Raw genomic sequence first — 13,549 nt, 5'->3', positions numbered from 1 at the left:
TGTCACACTAGTGTGGGCGCGCGCGCCCCCCCCACACAGGCGGCGCGGCCCGCGCCGGCGACGGTGACGCAGGATCGATCAGTCGGCGGCGAGCGCCTCGGCGTGATCGTCGTCCTCACCCTCTTCGTAGATCCTGCCTTTCGGCATGGGCTCGATCTTCTCGATCTCCGCCATGGCCGGCGCGTGCAGCGCGTGCCACATGTCCCACCGCAGTTGGTGATTCAGCCAGAACTCCGGTCCGGTGTTCAGCAGGCGTCCTAGCCTAAGCGCCGTATCCGGTGTAATGCCGCGCTTGCCGTTCACAAGTTCGTTTACACGCACATACGACACACCGATGCGCTTTGCCAGTTCCGTCTGCGACATGCCCAGCGGTTCAAGAAACAGGTTCAGCAGCATCTCACCCGCATGCGTTGGCCGCCGGTTGTCGGGGATCCTCACCGCAAGTCTGATATGGTCCATCTCGGGGGCTCCGTACAGAAGGTTTTACAGTGCAGATCAGTGGTAGTCGATGATTTCTACGCATTCAGGTCCGTCAGCCGTCCAGTAGAAGCAGACGCGGTACTGATCGTTGATGCGGACGCTGAAGTCCCCGGCGCGACTACCCTTGAGGCGCTTCAGGCGATTCCCGGGCGGACTCTTCAACGCATCCAGCGTCCCCGCATCGTCCAGCGCTTCCAGCATCTCAAGCGCCGCGGGCCAGAGGACGCTGGGGCACGCCTTTCTCGCCGCGCGCGTATCGTAGCCCAGGAAGATGTCGCGGGTGCCTTCATCCTTGAACGAAACGATCATTGTGCCGTCCGGATCGGGTGGCGGTGGGACTGCTCGTCACCACCCGCGCACCGAATCCATCAGCACCTCCACTATAACGGATACCGTTATACGTAGCAATAGATGGACGAAGTGCGCAGGCGGCGAGCACATCCTGTCGCCTGTCCACAGATTACGCAATGGGCGGCACTTACCCGTTCTCCCGGTGGCGTAAGGTGAACGTGGTAAACGGATCGGCACGCGTTCTGCCCCGTCCACATCTCATGAAGAATCCACGAATCTTTCTGCTGTCGCCCGCGTTTTGCGGGGGCAAGCGCGGCCAGATGGTCATGCGCGACGCCGCGTCGTTTCCGCTCGCGCGGCAGCTGCGCACGGCCGAGGGCGCGCCGCTGGGCGAGGTGTTCAGCTTTCTGAGCGGACTGTACTTTCGCGGAAAGATGGCGTACGTCAACGCTTTTTCGCGGCCGCCGGAGGGGCTGCCGGGGGCGCTGGTGATCACGCCCACGCGCGGGCTGGTGCCGCCGGAGTCGCACATCACCCTGGCACTGCTGCGCGAGTGGGCGGAGGAGGGGGACGTGGCGCTGACCAACCCGCGCTACCGCAAGCCGCTGGAGGAGCACGCCCGCGCGGTGGACGAGGTGGCGGGGCCCGAGACCTGCTACGTGCTGCTGGGCAGCATTGCATCCGACAAGTACGTGGACGTGCTGACGCGCATTTTGGGCGAGCGACTGCTCTTTCCGACGGACTTCGTGGGCCGCGGCGACATGAGCCGGGGAGGATTGATGCTGCGCGCCGCCAAGGACGGCCCCGAGCTGGAGTACGCCCCCGTGCTGGGCGCCGTCCGCAAGGGAAAGCGTCCGCCCAGGCTGGAACCCCGCCGCTGGAAGGACCGCACGTGACCCCACGCGCCGCGGCATCCGCCGCATCCCCGTCGTCCGCGCGAAAAAAGCCGGCGCCGCGCGGAAAGCCCGCGCCGCCCAACGTGGCCGACGCGGACGTATCGCCCGAGATCATCCCCGAAAAAGGAAAGCAGTGCGACGTGCGGGTGGGCGGCCGGGCGGTGCGGCTGACCAACCTGAACAAGCCGTTCTGGCCGGAGCTGGGGATCACCAAGGGCGACCTGCTGCGCTACTACGTGGCCGTCGCCCCGTACCTGCTGCCGCACCTGGTGGACCGGGCGATGGTGATGAAGCGGTACCCCAACGGCTGGAAGGGCCCGTTCTTCTTCATGAAGCGTACGCCGGAGAACGCGCCGGCGTGGCTGAAGACCTGCTCCATCGAGCACGCCAGCAAGAGCGTGATCGATTTTCCGATGGTGCAGAACCTGGCGTCGCTGCTGTGGGTGGTAAACCTGGGGTGCATCGACCTGAACCCCTGGTACGCCCGCTGCGACGACACCAACCGGCCGGACTTTCTGCACTTTGACCTCGACCCGGTTCCAGGGGCTGATTTTGCGCGGGTGCGGGATACGGCGCTGATGGTGCGCGATAACCTGCAGCGGCTGGGGATGAAGTCGTACGCCAAGACCACGGGCTCGTCCGGCATCCACGTCTACGTCCCCATTGTCCGCGGGCCCACGCAAAAGCAGGTGTGGAGCTTCGCCAAGGAGTTCGCCCGGGCGATGGAGAAGATCGACCCCGCGCTGGTGACGGCGGAGTACCGCGTCGCCGAGCGGCCGCGCGGGCGGGTGCTGGTGGACTACAACCAGAACGCGTGGGGACGCACGCTGTCGTCCATCTACTCCGTCCGCGCCAAGCCCGGCGCCACGGTGTCGATGCCGGTGACGTGGGAAGAGGTGGAGGGCGGCGTGGAGCTGGAGGAGTTCACGCTGATGAACGCCCCCGCGCGCATCCGCCGCACCGGCGACCTGTGGAAACCGGTGCTGGCCAAACGCGGCCGCTTTGACCTGGCGGACCTGCTGTGAACCTTCCCATCCCCACCGACTACGCCGTCGCGGAGAGCGAGCAGGCGAACGAGCTTCCCGGCGGCGAGGGGTGGCAGTACGAGCCCAAGTGGGACGGATTCCGCTGCCTGGCCTTTCGCGACGGCGACGAGGTGGAGCTGCGCTCCAAGGCCGGCAAGCCGCTGGGCCGCTACTTTCCCGACGTGGTGGAGGCGCTGCGGGCGCTGAACGCAAAGCGGTTCGTCCTCGACGGCGAGATCGTGGTTCCCGTGGGCGACACGCTTTCGTTCGAGGAGCTGCAGCTGCGCCTGCACCCCGCCGCCAGCCGCGTGCAAAAGCTGGCCGCGGCACATCCGGCGCTTCTCGTCGCCTTTGACCTGCTGCTGGGGCCGCGCGGCGGAGCGCTGGCGGACTGCCCGCTGGCCGAGCGGCGAGCGAAGCTGGAGGCGTTCGCGGGGCAGTTCTTTGGCGAGCGCGTGCGGCTGTCGCCGGCGACCACGGACGCGAACAAGGCGACGGCGTGGCTGGAGCAGGGGGAGCGCGGGCTGGACGGCGTGATGGCCAAGCGGCTGGAGCTGCCCTACCAGTCAGGCGAGCGCGCGGGGATGGTGAAGGTAAAGAACGTGCGGACGGTGGACTGTGTGGTGGGTGGCTTCCGTTATGCGCAAAAGGAACCCATCGTGGGGTCGCTGCTGCTGGGGCTGTACGGCGATGACGGGCTGCTGCACCACGTGGGCTTCTGCTCCAGCATCAGCCGCGAGGAGCGGCGGGAGCTTACGCCCAGGCTGGAGGCGCTGCGCAAGGCGCCGGGCTTTACCGGCTCCGCGCCCGGGGGCCCCAGCCGCTGGAGCGCCATGAACCCGCGCAGCACGGAGTGGGAGCCGCTGGCGCCGGAGCTGGTGGTAGAGGTGGGGTACGACGCCTTTACCGGCGGGCGCTTTCGCCACGGCACGCGCTTTTACCGCTGGCGGCCGGACAAGGCGCCGGAGCAGTGCACCTTTGGCCAGCTGGGCCCCGCCGGCCGCTCGTCGTTGCGCATGCTGCAGGGGTGATTCGTCCCGCGATGGCGGTGGCGCCTGTCCGCATGGACGGACAAATGCCGCTGGCGCACCCGCCGCTCGAATCGGGCGGCGCGGATGGCAAAAACCCGCGCCCGTGCTGGCACCCGGCGGGGCTGGGTCCACTTGTGGCGCAGATGGTGCAGATCCACAGTACCGCGTGAATCTGATCCGCAGGTTTGCGTTGACGTTCCGGAGTTCCGACCGCATATTCGCGCCACACCGGACCTCCGGGCCGGAAGTGCGCGGGCCGCGCGCACGCCACCGTTCAGAAAGAGAACAAACATGAACAAGACTGCCGGGTTTCTTGCCGCCGTCGCGACGGTCGCTTTCGCGAGCACCGCGCAGGCGCAGATCTGCGCCGGTTTCCCCACCAGCGACCGCGGGCTGTACTTTGGCGGCCGTGCCGACTTTCCGGAAAACACGGATTCGTACGGCGTAGAGGCCAACTACAACTTCTCGGGCCCGCTGGGCGTGTACGGCGGCCTGAACGTTCTCTCGGCGGACGGCGACAACGACGACGAGGAGAGCGAGGACGAGATCTACGCCGGTCTGGCGTTCGAGGTTGCTTCGCTGGGGATGATGATCGGGCCGCGCGTGTCGGCGTGCCCGGTGGTGGAAGCGCGCGTCATCGACTTCGAGGGCCTGGGCACCTACACGCAGATCCCCATCGGGTTCGGCATCGGCGCCGGCCTGGGAATCCCCATGCTGCCGTCGGCTTCGGCGTACGTGCAGCCGCAGCTGGTCATCACCCGCGTGGACTTTGACGATGACCTGACCGAGGCGGAGACCGAGACGGAGACGGACTTCGGCCTCAAGGCGGGCGCCAACGTCGGCTTCGGGATCATCAACGTGGGCGGCGAGGTTCGCCACGTGTTCGTCGACGAGGCGGACCCGGTCTTTGGCATCCGCGTCGGCGTCCGGTTCTGATCGGCTGGAATAGGACCGATCGACGCTGATCGGATCGGGACGGAAGCGACCGCCGGGCACGCTGCGATGCGTGCCCGGCGGTTTTTCTTGCCCCATGAGACGGATTTCGCGATTGTCCTGTCCCGCGTGATTCGAACGTTTCCACGCCTGACGACGTCCTCCCCGGCACCCCATCCGGATCCGATCGCACGATGCGCCTCATCCACCGCGTTCTCCGCGTCCTGGGCCCGGTGATCGCCTGCGTGGCGGCGAATCCGCTCGCCGCGCAGGTCCTTCCCCTGTCGCTGGAGGCCAGGGGCGGCGCCGCGCTGCCGGCGGGCGAGTTTCACGACGTGGTGGGCGGCGGGCCGGCGATGGAGCTTGCGGCCACGTGGCACGCGCTGCCGCTGGTGGGCGTGTACGGCGCGTACCAGTGGAACCGGTTCAACTGGAGCGCCGTGGACGGTCATGCGACAGACGCGGGCTTCGCGCTGGGTGTGCGCCTGGCCATCCCCACGCCGCTGCTCCCCATCGACCCGTGGATCCGCGCGGGGATCGTGGCGCACACGCTGGATGGCGAGACGCTGGACGAGGAGGCGAAGCGCGGCTGGGAGGCGGGCGCCGGGCTGGCGTTTCCGGTGGCGCGCGGGCTCACGCTTACGCCCGGCGTGCTGTGGACGCGCTACCCGCACGGCGGCGCCGCCGCGGACGGCGAGCGGCTGCGCGTTCGCCACGTGCGCGCCGACGTGGGGCTGCGGCTGCGCTTCTGATCCGCGGCGGCATCGGTAGATCCAGGTCAACCCTTTGAGAGAGCAATGATTCGTACGATCGTGGCCGCCGCGCTCGCGGGCGCGGTGCTGCAGGCGGGCGCGCTGCGGGCGCAGGACTCCGACAACCACGGGCTGATGCTGGGCCTGCACGCGGTGCCCATGGGACTGGACGGCGTGGGCGAGGAAACGTTCTCGGAGCAGGGGATGGGGCTGGGATTCACCCTGGGCTGGGGCTTCAACGACCGCGTCGCCCTGTACGGCACGGTGGACGGCGGATCCATCCAGTACGATCCGGAGAACCCGGCCGCGGTGGGCGAGGACTACCAGGCGCTGACGGTGGACCTGGGCGCGCGCGTGAACCTGGGAAACGAGTTCATGCGGATGCGGCCGTTCATCAACGCCGCCATCTCGGGCGTGGTCACCAGCGAGAACAGCGAGGAGCTGGGCGGCGAGGCGGTCACGTCCGGCGGCGGGCTTACGGTGGGCGGCGGATTTCAGTACTTCTACCGCTACCGGTGGGCCCTGCTCGCGAGCGTGCAGGCCACCATGGGCGCGTTTACCGAAACGAACGTGGCCGACCAGGCCATCCTGTACACCCGCGGCATCCCCTACTCCCACTATCGCGTCCAGCTCGGCGCGATGTGGCATCCGTGGTAAAAAGAACCAGTGTCACGCGGAGACGCGCAGGGCGCGGAGACACGGAGAACTGCTCCGCGCCTCCGCGCCCTCCGCGTCTCCGCGTGAGATCCGCTGTTTCCGGGGTCGTTTGGACAGGCGGCAAAATGGATCGGAAGAAGCCCCCGACGGACCGAATGTCCGCCGGGGGTCTTCTGCTTCATCCGCGGTCCGTGGAGGCGGGCGGGCGGCCCATCAGGCGGCGCACCTTGCCCGGATCCTCCAGCAGCACCGCCTCCAGCAGCTCGCGGTCCTGCGCGCGCTCTCGCTCCAGCGCCTCCACCTTGTGCCGCAGCCCGGCAATCTGGTTGAACGCCGACGTCAGCGTGAGCACCGCGCCACCACCCAGCAGCGCCAGGAGAAGAAAGACGGCGAGCCCGATCACGGGGTGGGCCGCTGCCAGGTGTCCATCACGCTCCCGCCGATCACGCAGGTCTGCACGCCGCGGCACGCCTGCGCCAGCCCCGAGCTCATGGCCTTGGCGGCCTCAAGCTGCAGCAGCGCGGGGTTGGCGGCGTAGGAGCGGGCCTCCAGCTCCTTGGCGGCGGCGTCGGCCTCGGCCTTGAGCAGCTGCGCGCGGGCGTTCACGCTGTCGATGGTGAACTGCTTCTGCGCGCGGTCCAGCACCTGCGCCTGCCGCGCCGCCTCGATGCGCGCCTGCTCGATCTGCGGCGGAATGCGGATGTCGCGCACGAACACCTGGTGAATGGTGGCGCGGTTGCCCAGCTTCGCCTGGATCTGCCTGCGCACGTCATCCGAAAGCCGCGCGCGCTCCGCGGAGAAGATGCGGTTGACCGTCCACGCGTTCAGCGCGTTGCGGTACCCCTCGCGCACGGCGTTCAGCACCTCCGTCTCCGCCGCCTCGGGCGTGCGCTTGTCCAGGAACACCTGGTGGATGGAGCCCGGGTTGTAGCTCCACGTTACCGCCACGTCCCCTTCCACCGTCACCGGGTCGGCCGTGGTGGCCTGGATCTCTTCCTTGCCGTTCTCCGCGTCGGGAAAGTTGCGCTGCGTCATCTTGAAGCAGGTTGGCTCCGCCAGCGGGATGAAGTTGAGCCCCGTGGGCATCTTGCGCTTGATCACCGTTCCGTAGCGCGTGAGCACGCAGTGCTCGGTGCTGTCCACGCGAGCAAAGCTCCCGGAGAGCATCAGCATGGTGACCAGCAGGGCGGCCACCACGCCACCGGCGACGAGGGCCGGCTTTACGCTGCGCGTGCTGGTCGGTGTGGATCGGGATGCCATGTATACCTGTCTGCAGGGTTGTCCGCAGGTGCCGGGTGCGGTGTGCGCCCGGCGGCAAGTCGTTGCGGACGTGCGAGATTACGTTGCGCGGCGCGGGCGTGTTTCAACGGACGGGAACTTCGCCGGCGGGCGGGTGTGTCGGCGCGACGCTGGGGAGGCGGCGTCACACCCGTGCACCACCGGCGCCACGCTTCGGGGGGCCCGTGCCACGCGCCCGAGGCCCGGAAATCAGATGAATCCATCCTTTCGCGAATGCATAAACAACTGAATAGCAGAAAGATAGATCGGCCCGCATCAGTCTCGCGTGCTCCGGATCCCTCCATGTGGCCCGAATCCGGCCCTGTCCGTATGTCGCGGGGCAGGACACGAATCCCGAAAACCAGACAACATCTCCCAGGAGATTTTCCTTATGAGCACGACGGAACTGCTGTCGCTGGAAGACCAGGCCGAGGCCGTGTTCGGCGGCAACGCCGACTCGATGGAGACGCTCAACCAGCGCGCGGACGAGATGCTGCCGCCCGACGCCATTGTCTGGGAGTGCGACGCCACCACCTTCGCCTTTTCGTACGTCAGCCCGTCCGCGGAGCTGGCGCTGGGCTATCCCGCGCAGAACTGGATCACCGACACCGGCTTCTGGGCCAAGACGGTGGTGCACGAGGCGGACGCAAACGAGGCGGTGAGCTACTGCGCCGCGGAAACGGCGTGCGACCGCGACCACGCCTTTGAGTACCGCGCCCGCGCCGCCGATGGACGCGTGATCCGCCTGCGCGACGTGGTGCGCGTGGTGCCGCCGATGGACGGGCATCCCAAGCGCCTGCGCGGGGTGATGTTCGTCGTCGGCTGATCTGTCGGCCGGTGTACATGAAAAGAGCCCGCGGAGGAGTGATCCTCCGCGGGCTCTTTCGTACGCGGGCAGTGGTTTCAATCGAATCAAGAATGCACATCGTTTATTTTCCTGAGAGGGTGTTGCCAAACCTCCAATCAAGATCAGAAGCCGGTCATCCTGAGGGAGCGCACCACGTGTAACCAGAAGTCACACCATGACCTGCGCGCGACAGAAGAACCTTCGCTCCGATCGCAGAAAGGCATGCTCCACGCCGGAAATCCAGACTCCCGATTCTGCTGGCAAGGTCCTTCGGTCGGCGCCAAAGCTCTTCGTACCAGCAAGATACGATGCGGTGCCTCCCTCAGGATGACTGATCCCGGCGAAGGTTTAAGCAACCCTATGGGAGGGTATTCCCCAATCGTCCACAACGTCTACTTCATGAAGGAGGCGCCGCTCCACGGACTGCTTTCACGCAAAACATGGGCGCCGACCGAAGGATCTAATCTGCACGACTGAGAGACCTGAACGGCTCCCGAGGGCTGGGCCTCGCGCGACCCGACAGAGATCCTTCGGCCGCGCGCAAGCTTCTGTGGTTATGAAAGTTATGGGTGTGCGCTCCCTCAGGATGACAGTGGGGCTCCGATGGGATCAGGTGAGGTTTGGCAACACGGTCTGAGGGAGGCGCCGCGCTGAATCGTGCCCTTACGAAGGATCAAGAGCGCCGACCGAAGGATCTCGTCTGCCTGACTGAGGAACTTGAACAGATCCGAGGGCTGGGCCTCGCGCGACCCGACAGAGATCCTTCGGTCGCGCGCAAGCTTCTGTGGTTATGAAAGTTATGGGTGTGCGCTCCCTCAGGATGACAGTGTGCCTCCATCGGGAGGAAGCAGCAAACGAGTCAGTGCGTCGCCCACGAAGCTGTCGGGCGCGTTCAGATCTCACTCATTCCTGCGAGCCGCCTCGGCCGCGGGTGCCGTCCTTCGGAGAGCGCTTGACGATGCGGGCGGGGATCAGCGCGCCCTTGCCAAAGCGGCCGCGCAACCGGTCCGCCGCCTGCGCCAGCGTGCGGTCGCGCTCCGTCTCAGGCCCGCCGGGCGTATCGTCGAACAGCACCAGGTCCTCCTCCTCGTCCCCCACCAGCTTCGACACGCCAACCCCCAGCAGCCGCACCCCGCCGCCGCGCCTGGCCAGCAGCCCGCGCAGCAGCTCGCGGGCGATGGTGAAGATGGCGCGGTCGCTTTCGATGGGATCGGGCGCGGTGCGGGCGGCGGACTTGTCGGTAAAGTCGGAGTAGCGGACCCGCACCGTCACCGTGCGCGCGCGCAGCCCCTCCGCCCGCAGCGACGCGCCGGTATCGACCGCCAGCATCATCAGCCGCGTCTCCAGCTCCTCCGGATCGGCGACGTCCTGGGCAAAGGTGCGCTCGTGCGAGACGGACTTTTGAGGGCGGCGCGTGGTCACCCGCCCCGCGTCCTCGCCGCGCGCCAGGCGGTACAGCCACTCCGCGCGCGAGTCGCCCAGCCACGAGACCAGCGTGGGCAGGTCGATGGGGACCAGGTCGCGCACCATGATGGCGCCGCGCCGCCGCAGCGACTCCGCCAGCGCCGGCCCCACGCCGGGGATGTCGGACAGCTCGAAGCGCGACATGAACTCCGCCTCGCCGCCCGGCGGAACGATGTGCACGCCGAACGGCTTGTTGACGGATGCCGCCATCTTGGCGAGCGTTCGTCCCGTCGCGCCGCCGATGGAGATGCTGATGCCGGTGCGGTCCATCACCGCCTGCTGGATGCGGCGGGCCGTGGCTTCCAGCGGCTCGTCGTGGTACAGCATCTCCGTGCCGGTCATGTCCAGGTAGAACTCGTCCACGCTGGCCGCCTCGACCACGGGCGAGAACTCGTCCAGCACCGCGCGCACCTCGTGGTGCTTGCGCGACACCATCTCGCCCGGCACGGGTACCACCACCGCTTTGGGGCACAGGCGGATGGCCGCGCCCATCGGCATGCCCGCGTGCACGCCAAACTTGCGCGCGCCGTACGACGCCGACGTCACCACGCCGCGCGTGCTGGCGCTCCCCCCCACGATCACCAGATCCGACTTTCCCGCCCCCTCCGGATCCGCCAGCATGGCGCACCGGACGAAGTAGGAGTCGCAGTCGGCGAGAAGGATGCGGGGGTGCACGTGAGTGCGAAAGTACGAAAGTGCGAGAGTGCGAACGTGGCCGCGCGGCGCCATGGGTGAAGGATAATCCAAAGAGTTGCCGAAGGGTACGGCGACTTTGTGCACTTGTTCAGCGTGACGGATGCTATACCCTCGGGCCCTCTCCCCCGCCAGGCCTTTTGCTCGTTCCTCGCAACGGCTGGCGACCCCTCCACCAACTTCGGGGGAGGGGTGGGTGTCGGGACAGATCTTCGCGCCGTGGAGAGTGTCGAAGCGGGATCGACTTCTCCCTTCCCCCACGCCGTTTGTGGGGGAAGGGCCGGGGATGGGGGGCGCCCGGGGCCGGCGTGATCTCTCCGCAGCGCCCCGCTCTTCCGCCGTTGCTGGCTCTTCCCTAATTCCCTGTTCCCTATTCCCTCCTCCCCGCGGGCAACCCTCTCCGGACCGCCGGCATCACACTCGCCGGACCCGTGAACGGATTCATGGACGACTTACATCTCATCCAGCAGGCCAGGCAGGGCGACGGCGGTGCGGTGCGCGAGCTGTATCAGCGCCACGCCGGGCGGGTGTACGCCGTCGTCAAACGCCTGGCCGGCCACGACGAAGCGCTGGCCGAAGACTGGGCGCAGGAAGCATGGGTACGGGCCATTCGCGCCCTGCCGACCTTTCGCGGCGACTCGCGCTTTACCACGTGGCTGCACCGCATCGCGGTGAACAGCGCCCTGCACGGCCGCCGCTCGCGACTGCGCAAGGCGGGGCGCGAGGCGCCCATGGACGACACCTTCTCCGTGCGCCCGGCCGCGGAGCACACCGTCCTTCGCCTCAAGCTGGACAAGGCGATGGAGCGCCTGCCGGAAGGGATGCGCAAGGTGCTGGTGCTGCACGACGTAGAAGGATACACGCACGAAGAGATCGGGCAGATGCTGGGCGTGAACCCGGGAACCTGCAAGAGCCAGCTGTTCAAGGCGCGCGCACGGATGCGCCGGCTGCTCACGCCCCAGCCCGAAGAAGAGCCCGCGGAAGAGGAGATGGCATGCAGCATCTAGACCTGGAGCAGCTCGCCCGCCTGGTGGACGAGCCCGCCGAGCCCGCCGAGGCCGAGCACCTGCGCGGCTGCCTGGTCTGCCGCCGCGAACTGGCCGAAATGCGCGCCCAGACCGAGGCGCTGGCCTCGATGGAAGACCCCGAGGTGCCGCCCGCGCTGTGGGCGGCGCTGGAGGCCCAGCTGCTGGAGGAGAAGCTGATCCGCACGCCGGCAAAGGTGCGGCCGATGGGAATCAGCCGCGCGCATCTGCGCATCGCCGCGTCGCTCGCGCTGTTCCTGGCGGGCGGCGCCGCGGGCGCCATGCTGTGGCGCACGCCGCAGGCCGCGTCGGTCGCCTCGCTGGATCCGGCCGCGGCGGAGGCACCGCGCACCACCACCTCCCGCCCCGCGACGCTGATGAGCGCGCCGGAGGTGACGTACGTTACGGACGCGCCGGCGCCGGCGGCGGATGGGAACGGCGCCCGGCTGGCGATGAACGGAGGGACGACGGATCCGCCCGCGCCCCGGGCGGTGGCGCCCAAGCGCACGGCGCCGCGGCGGGCGACGGCGGCGGAGGCTGACCGGGCCGCGCGCGAGCTGATGCAGGCGCAGGCAACGTACATGGCCGCGCTGCAGCGGCTGGCCGCCATCGCCGACCCGGCATCCGGCAACACGCCGGAAACGCGCCTGGCCGCGCTCGACCGGCTGGTGCAACTGACGGCCGAGGCGCTGGACCGCGTGCCGGGAGATCCCGTGATCAACGGGTACCACCTGGCCGCCGTGGCCGAGCGCCAGGCGGTACGCCGCGAGATGGAAAAAGACGTATCCACCGAGTGGTTCTGACCTGATAGCGACAACGGAGACTGAGCAATGAAGGTCCGTAATGCGTGGCTGCTGCCCCTGTTTGCGGCGGCCCTGGCGGTGCCCGGCGCGGTACGGGCGCAGGAAGACGACGAATGCCCCTGCCCGGGGATGATCGGCGTGGTCTGGGAGAGGGTGGATGACGACGAGGGCGTGCGCGTGCTGGAGGTGCGCCGCGGCTCCCCCGCCGCCCAGGCCGGACTGAACGAAGGCGACGTGGTGGTGCGCATCAACGGCCGCGATGCCGGCGACACCTTCAACGACCTTCCCGAGGAGCTGGAGGCCGGCGACACGGTGCGCATCAGCGTGCGCCGCGGCGGCCAGGACCGTGAGCTGTCGGTCGTGGCCGCGCGCCGCCCAACCCGCGCGCAGACCCGGATCGGCATCATGCGCTCCGGCCCCGGCGAAGGGCCGACGATCTTCATCGGGGGCGACAGCCTGCCGCTGCAGGCGCTCACCATGCGCATCGACAGCCTGCAGACGCGGCTGCTGGAGCTGAACGACGGTGAGATCCGCCTGCACATGGACTCGCTGATGACGCTTCTGGCCGACAGCGCGAACGTGTTCATCCAGCGCATGCCCAACGTGGAGCTGCGGCTGAACGGAGAGCACATGGAAGCGCTGGAAGGGCTGGAGGGCGCGCTGGCGGAGCTGGATACCGAGGCGTTCGAAATCGAGAGCGAGATGTTCGACGCCGAGAACGAGGCGTTTCATCTGGAGATGGCCGAGCGCCCGTTCTTCATGGAGCTGGGCCGCCGCTCCGCCGCCGGGGCCGAGCTGGCCGAGATCAACGAGGGGCTGCGCCGCTACTTCGACAACGTGCAGTCCGGAGCGCTGGTGATCGACGTGTCGCCCAACACGCCGGCGGCCCGCGCGGGGCTGGAGGCGGGCGACGTGATCGTGCGCGCCGGCGGGCGCGAGGTGAACGATCCCGAGGACGTGCGCCGTGCGCTGATGGGCGAGGAAGACGGCAGCGTGGCGCTCGAGGTGGTGCGGCAGGGCCGCCGCCGCGAGCTGTCGGTGGAGTGGGACCGCGCCGAGCGCGTGATTCGCCGGGAGATCGCGCCGGTCCGGGCACGCGTTCGGGGCCCGCGTCCGCCGGAGCCCCCCCGCGCCCCGCCGCCGCCGCCGAGCCACTGAGGCCGCGGCCGGCAGACGAGAAAGCCCGCTCCTTCACCAGGGGCGGGCTTCTTCGTTTCGGCCGGCATCGCAACGGCATTTCACGCGGAGGTGCGGAGAAAAAGATGAGACGCGGAGAAGGCCAGTTCTCCGCGTCTCATCGTTTCCTGCGCCTCACGTCATCTGGCTCGAACGGAAGCTGAACTCCGTTCACTCTGCTCAGGCTGAGAGGGTGTG

The 13,549-nt window shown here is 68.3% G+C and carries 16 protein-coding genes; 11 read left to right on the top strand and 5 right to left on the bottom strand.

Annotated features, from left to right (window positions below):
* Positions 1 to 78 precede the first annotated feature (78 nt).
* Together ACOJUJ_RS02995 and ACOJUJ_RS02990 are read right to left on the bottom strand one after the other, a co-directional pair.
* Positions 79 to 459, bottom strand: a complete 381-nt coding sequence (locus ACOJUJ_RS02995; protein WP_420125355.1) for a HigA family addiction module antitoxin — start codon at positions 457 to 459, stop codon at positions 79 to 81.
* 36 nt (positions 460 to 495) lie between these two features.
* On the bottom strand, positions 496 to 789 hold the full coding sequence (locus ACOJUJ_RS02990; protein WP_420125354.1) for a type II toxin-antitoxin system RelE/ParE family toxin: 294 nt from the start codon (positions 787 to 789) through the stop codon (positions 496 to 498).
* Positions 790 to 1,031: 242 nt separating this feature from the next.
* Here ACOJUJ_RS02990 and ACOJUJ_RS02985 point away from each other — a divergent pair, with 242 nt between their 5' ends.
* The 7 genes from ACOJUJ_RS02985 to ACOJUJ_RS02955 all read left to right on the top strand — a co-directional run bounded on the left by ACOJUJ_RS02985 (position 1,032) and on the right by ACOJUJ_RS02955 (position 6,065).
* The gene (locus ACOJUJ_RS02985; protein ID WP_420125353.1) at positions 1,032 to 1,667 is read left to right on the top strand and encodes a hypothetical protein; all 636 of its coding nucleotides are present in this window, start codon (positions 1,032 to 1,034) and stop codon (positions 1,665 to 1,667) included.
* Entirely contained in the window at positions 1,664 to 2,692 is a 1,029-nt protein-coding gene (gene ligD, locus ACOJUJ_RS02980; protein ID WP_420125352.1) for a non-homologous end-joining DNA ligase, read from the top strand. The genes ACOJUJ_RS02985 and ligD overlap by 4 nt, the downstream gene beginning before the upstream one ends.
* Entirely contained in the window at positions 2,689 to 3,723 is a 1,035-nt protein-coding gene (locus ACOJUJ_RS02975; protein WP_420125351.1) for an ATP-dependent DNA ligase, read from the top strand. Before ligD ends, ACOJUJ_RS02975 begins: the two co-directional genes overlap by 4 nt.
* Positions 3,720 to 3,893 carry a hypothetical protein gene (locus ACOJUJ_RS02970; protein WP_420125357.1) on the top strand — a complete coding sequence of 58 codons (174 nt, stop codon included), beginning with the start codon at positions 3,720 to 3,722 and terminating at the stop codon, positions 3,891 to 3,893. Before ACOJUJ_RS02975 ends, ACOJUJ_RS02970 begins: the two co-directional genes overlap by 4 nt.
* A 121-nt stretch (positions 3,894 to 4,014) precedes the next feature.
* Positions 4,015 to 4,659, top strand: coding sequence for an outer membrane beta-barrel protein (locus tag ACOJUJ_RS02965; protein WP_420125350.1), 645 nt, complete (start codon positions 4,015 to 4,017; stop codon positions 4,657 to 4,659).
* 191 nt (positions 4,660 to 4,850) lie between these two features.
* Positions 4,851 to 5,408, top strand: a complete 558-nt coding sequence (locus tag ACOJUJ_RS02960; protein WP_420125349.1) for a hypothetical protein — start codon at positions 4,851 to 4,853, stop codon at positions 5,406 to 5,408.
* Positions 5,409 to 5,453: 45 nt separating this feature from the next.
* Entirely contained in the window at positions 5,454 to 6,065 is a 612-nt protein-coding gene (locus ACOJUJ_RS02955) for an outer membrane beta-barrel protein (protein WP_420125348.1), read from the top strand.
* A gap of 178 nt (positions 6,066 to 6,243) precedes the next feature.
* On the opposite strand, the gene ACOJUJ_RS02950 is transcribed toward ACOJUJ_RS02955, so the two are convergent.
* Both ACOJUJ_RS02950 and ACOJUJ_RS02945 read right to left on the bottom strand, forming a co-directional pair.
* A complete protein-coding gene (locus ACOJUJ_RS02950) occupies positions 6,244 to 6,468 on the bottom strand; it encodes a hypothetical protein (RefSeq protein ID WP_420125347.1) in 225 nt (74 codons plus the stop codon).
* Positions 6,465 to 7,325 (bottom strand): SPFH domain-containing protein, encoded by an 861-nt coding sequence (locus tag ACOJUJ_RS02945; protein WP_420125346.1) that lies wholly within the window; start codon positions 7,323 to 7,325, stop codon positions 6,465 to 6,467. Before ACOJUJ_RS02945 ends, ACOJUJ_RS02950 begins: the two co-directional genes overlap by 4 nt.
* Positions 7,326 to 7,734: 409 nt before the next feature.
* Here ACOJUJ_RS02945 and ACOJUJ_RS02940 point away from each other — a divergent pair, with 409 nt between their 5' ends.
* Positions 7,735 to 8,169, top strand: a complete 435-nt coding sequence (locus ACOJUJ_RS02940) for a PAS domain-containing protein (RefSeq protein WP_420125345.1) — start codon at positions 7,735 to 7,737, stop codon at positions 8,167 to 8,169.
* 924 nt (positions 8,170 to 9,093) lie between these two features.
* Here ACOJUJ_RS02940 and ACOJUJ_RS02935 read toward each other — a convergent pair.
* Complete coding sequence (locus ACOJUJ_RS02935; RefSeq protein WP_420125344.1) at positions 9,094 to 10,329, bottom strand: DNA polymerase Y family protein; 1,236 nt, start codon at positions 10,327 to 10,329, stop codon at positions 9,094 to 9,096.
* A 461-nt stretch (positions 10,330 to 10,790) separates the two neighbouring features.
* On the opposite strand from ACOJUJ_RS02935, the gene ACOJUJ_RS02930 reads away from it, so the two are divergent.
* From ACOJUJ_RS02930 to ACOJUJ_RS02920, 3 genes are read left to right on the top strand one after another with little or no spacing between them, the layout of a single operon-like run.
* The gene (locus ACOJUJ_RS02930) at positions 10,791 to 11,354 is read left to right on the top strand and encodes an RNA polymerase sigma factor (protein ID WP_420125343.1); all 564 of its coding nucleotides are present in this window, start codon (positions 10,791 to 10,793) and stop codon (positions 11,352 to 11,354) included.
* Complete coding sequence (locus ACOJUJ_RS02925; protein ID WP_420125342.1) at positions 11,342 to 12,175, top strand: hypothetical protein; 834 nt, start codon at positions 11,342 to 11,344, stop codon at positions 12,173 to 12,175. The genes ACOJUJ_RS02930 and ACOJUJ_RS02925 overlap by 13 nt, the downstream gene beginning before the upstream one ends.
* Before the next feature lie 27 nt (positions 12,176 to 12,202).
* Positions 12,203 to 13,333 (top strand): PDZ domain-containing protein, encoded by a 1,131-nt coding sequence (locus ACOJUJ_RS02920; protein WP_420125341.1) that lies wholly within the window; start codon positions 12,203 to 12,205, stop codon positions 13,331 to 13,333.
* Positions 13,334 to 13,549: the final 216 nt, after the last annotated feature.

Origin of the sequence: Longimicrobium sp., assembly GCF_048594345.1 — a bacterium.
GTDB lineage: Bacteria > Gemmatimonadota > Gemmatimonadetes > Longimicrobiales > Longimicrobiaceae > Longimicrobium.
This window is presented reverse-complemented; position numbering and strand designations above follow the sequence as displayed.

Excerpts from the sequence above, each read along its gene's own strand:
- ACOJUJ_RS02930 (WP_420125343.1), top strand. The coding sequence starts at position 10,791 with ATGGACGACTTACATCTCATCCAGCAGGCCAGGCAGGGCGACGGCGGT.
- ACOJUJ_RS02985 (WP_420125353.1), top strand. The coding sequence starts at position 1,032 with ATGAAGAATCCACGAATCTTTCTGCTGTCGCCCGCGTTTTGCGGGGGC.
- ACOJUJ_RS02940 (WP_420125345.1), top strand. The coding sequence starts at position 7,735 with ATGAGCACGACGGAACTGCTGTCGCTGGAAGACCAGGCCGAGGCCGTG.
- ACOJUJ_RS02990 (WP_420125354.1), bottom strand. The coding sequence starts at position 789 with ATGATCGTTTCGTTCAAGGATGAAGGCACCCGCGACATCTTCCTGGGC.
- ACOJUJ_RS02920 (WP_420125341.1), top strand. The coding sequence starts at position 12,203 with ATGAAGGTCCGTAATGCGTGGCTGCTGCCCCTGTTTGCGGCGGCCCTG.
- ACOJUJ_RS02945 (WP_420125346.1), bottom strand. The coding sequence starts at position 7,325 with ATGGCATCCCGATCCACACCGACCAGCACGCGCAGCGTAAAGCCGGCC.
- ACOJUJ_RS02995 (WP_420125355.1), bottom strand. The coding sequence starts at position 459 with ATGGACCATATCAGACTTGCGGTGAGGATCCCCGACAACCGGCGGCCA.
- ACOJUJ_RS02955 (WP_420125348.1), top strand. The coding sequence starts at position 5,454 with ATGATTCGTACGATCGTGGCCGCCGCGCTCGCGGGCGCGGTGCTGCAG.
- ACOJUJ_RS02960 (WP_420125349.1), top strand. The coding sequence starts at position 4,851 with ATGCGCCTCATCCACCGCGTTCTCCGCGTCCTGGGCCCGGTGATCGCC.
- ACOJUJ_RS02965 (WP_420125350.1), top strand. The coding sequence starts at position 4,015 with ATGAACAAGACTGCCGGGTTTCTTGCCGCCGTCGCGACGGTCGCTTTC.
- ACOJUJ_RS02925 (WP_420125342.1), top strand. The coding sequence starts at position 11,342 with ATGCAGCATCTAGACCTGGAGCAGCTCGCCCGCCTGGTGGACGAGCCC.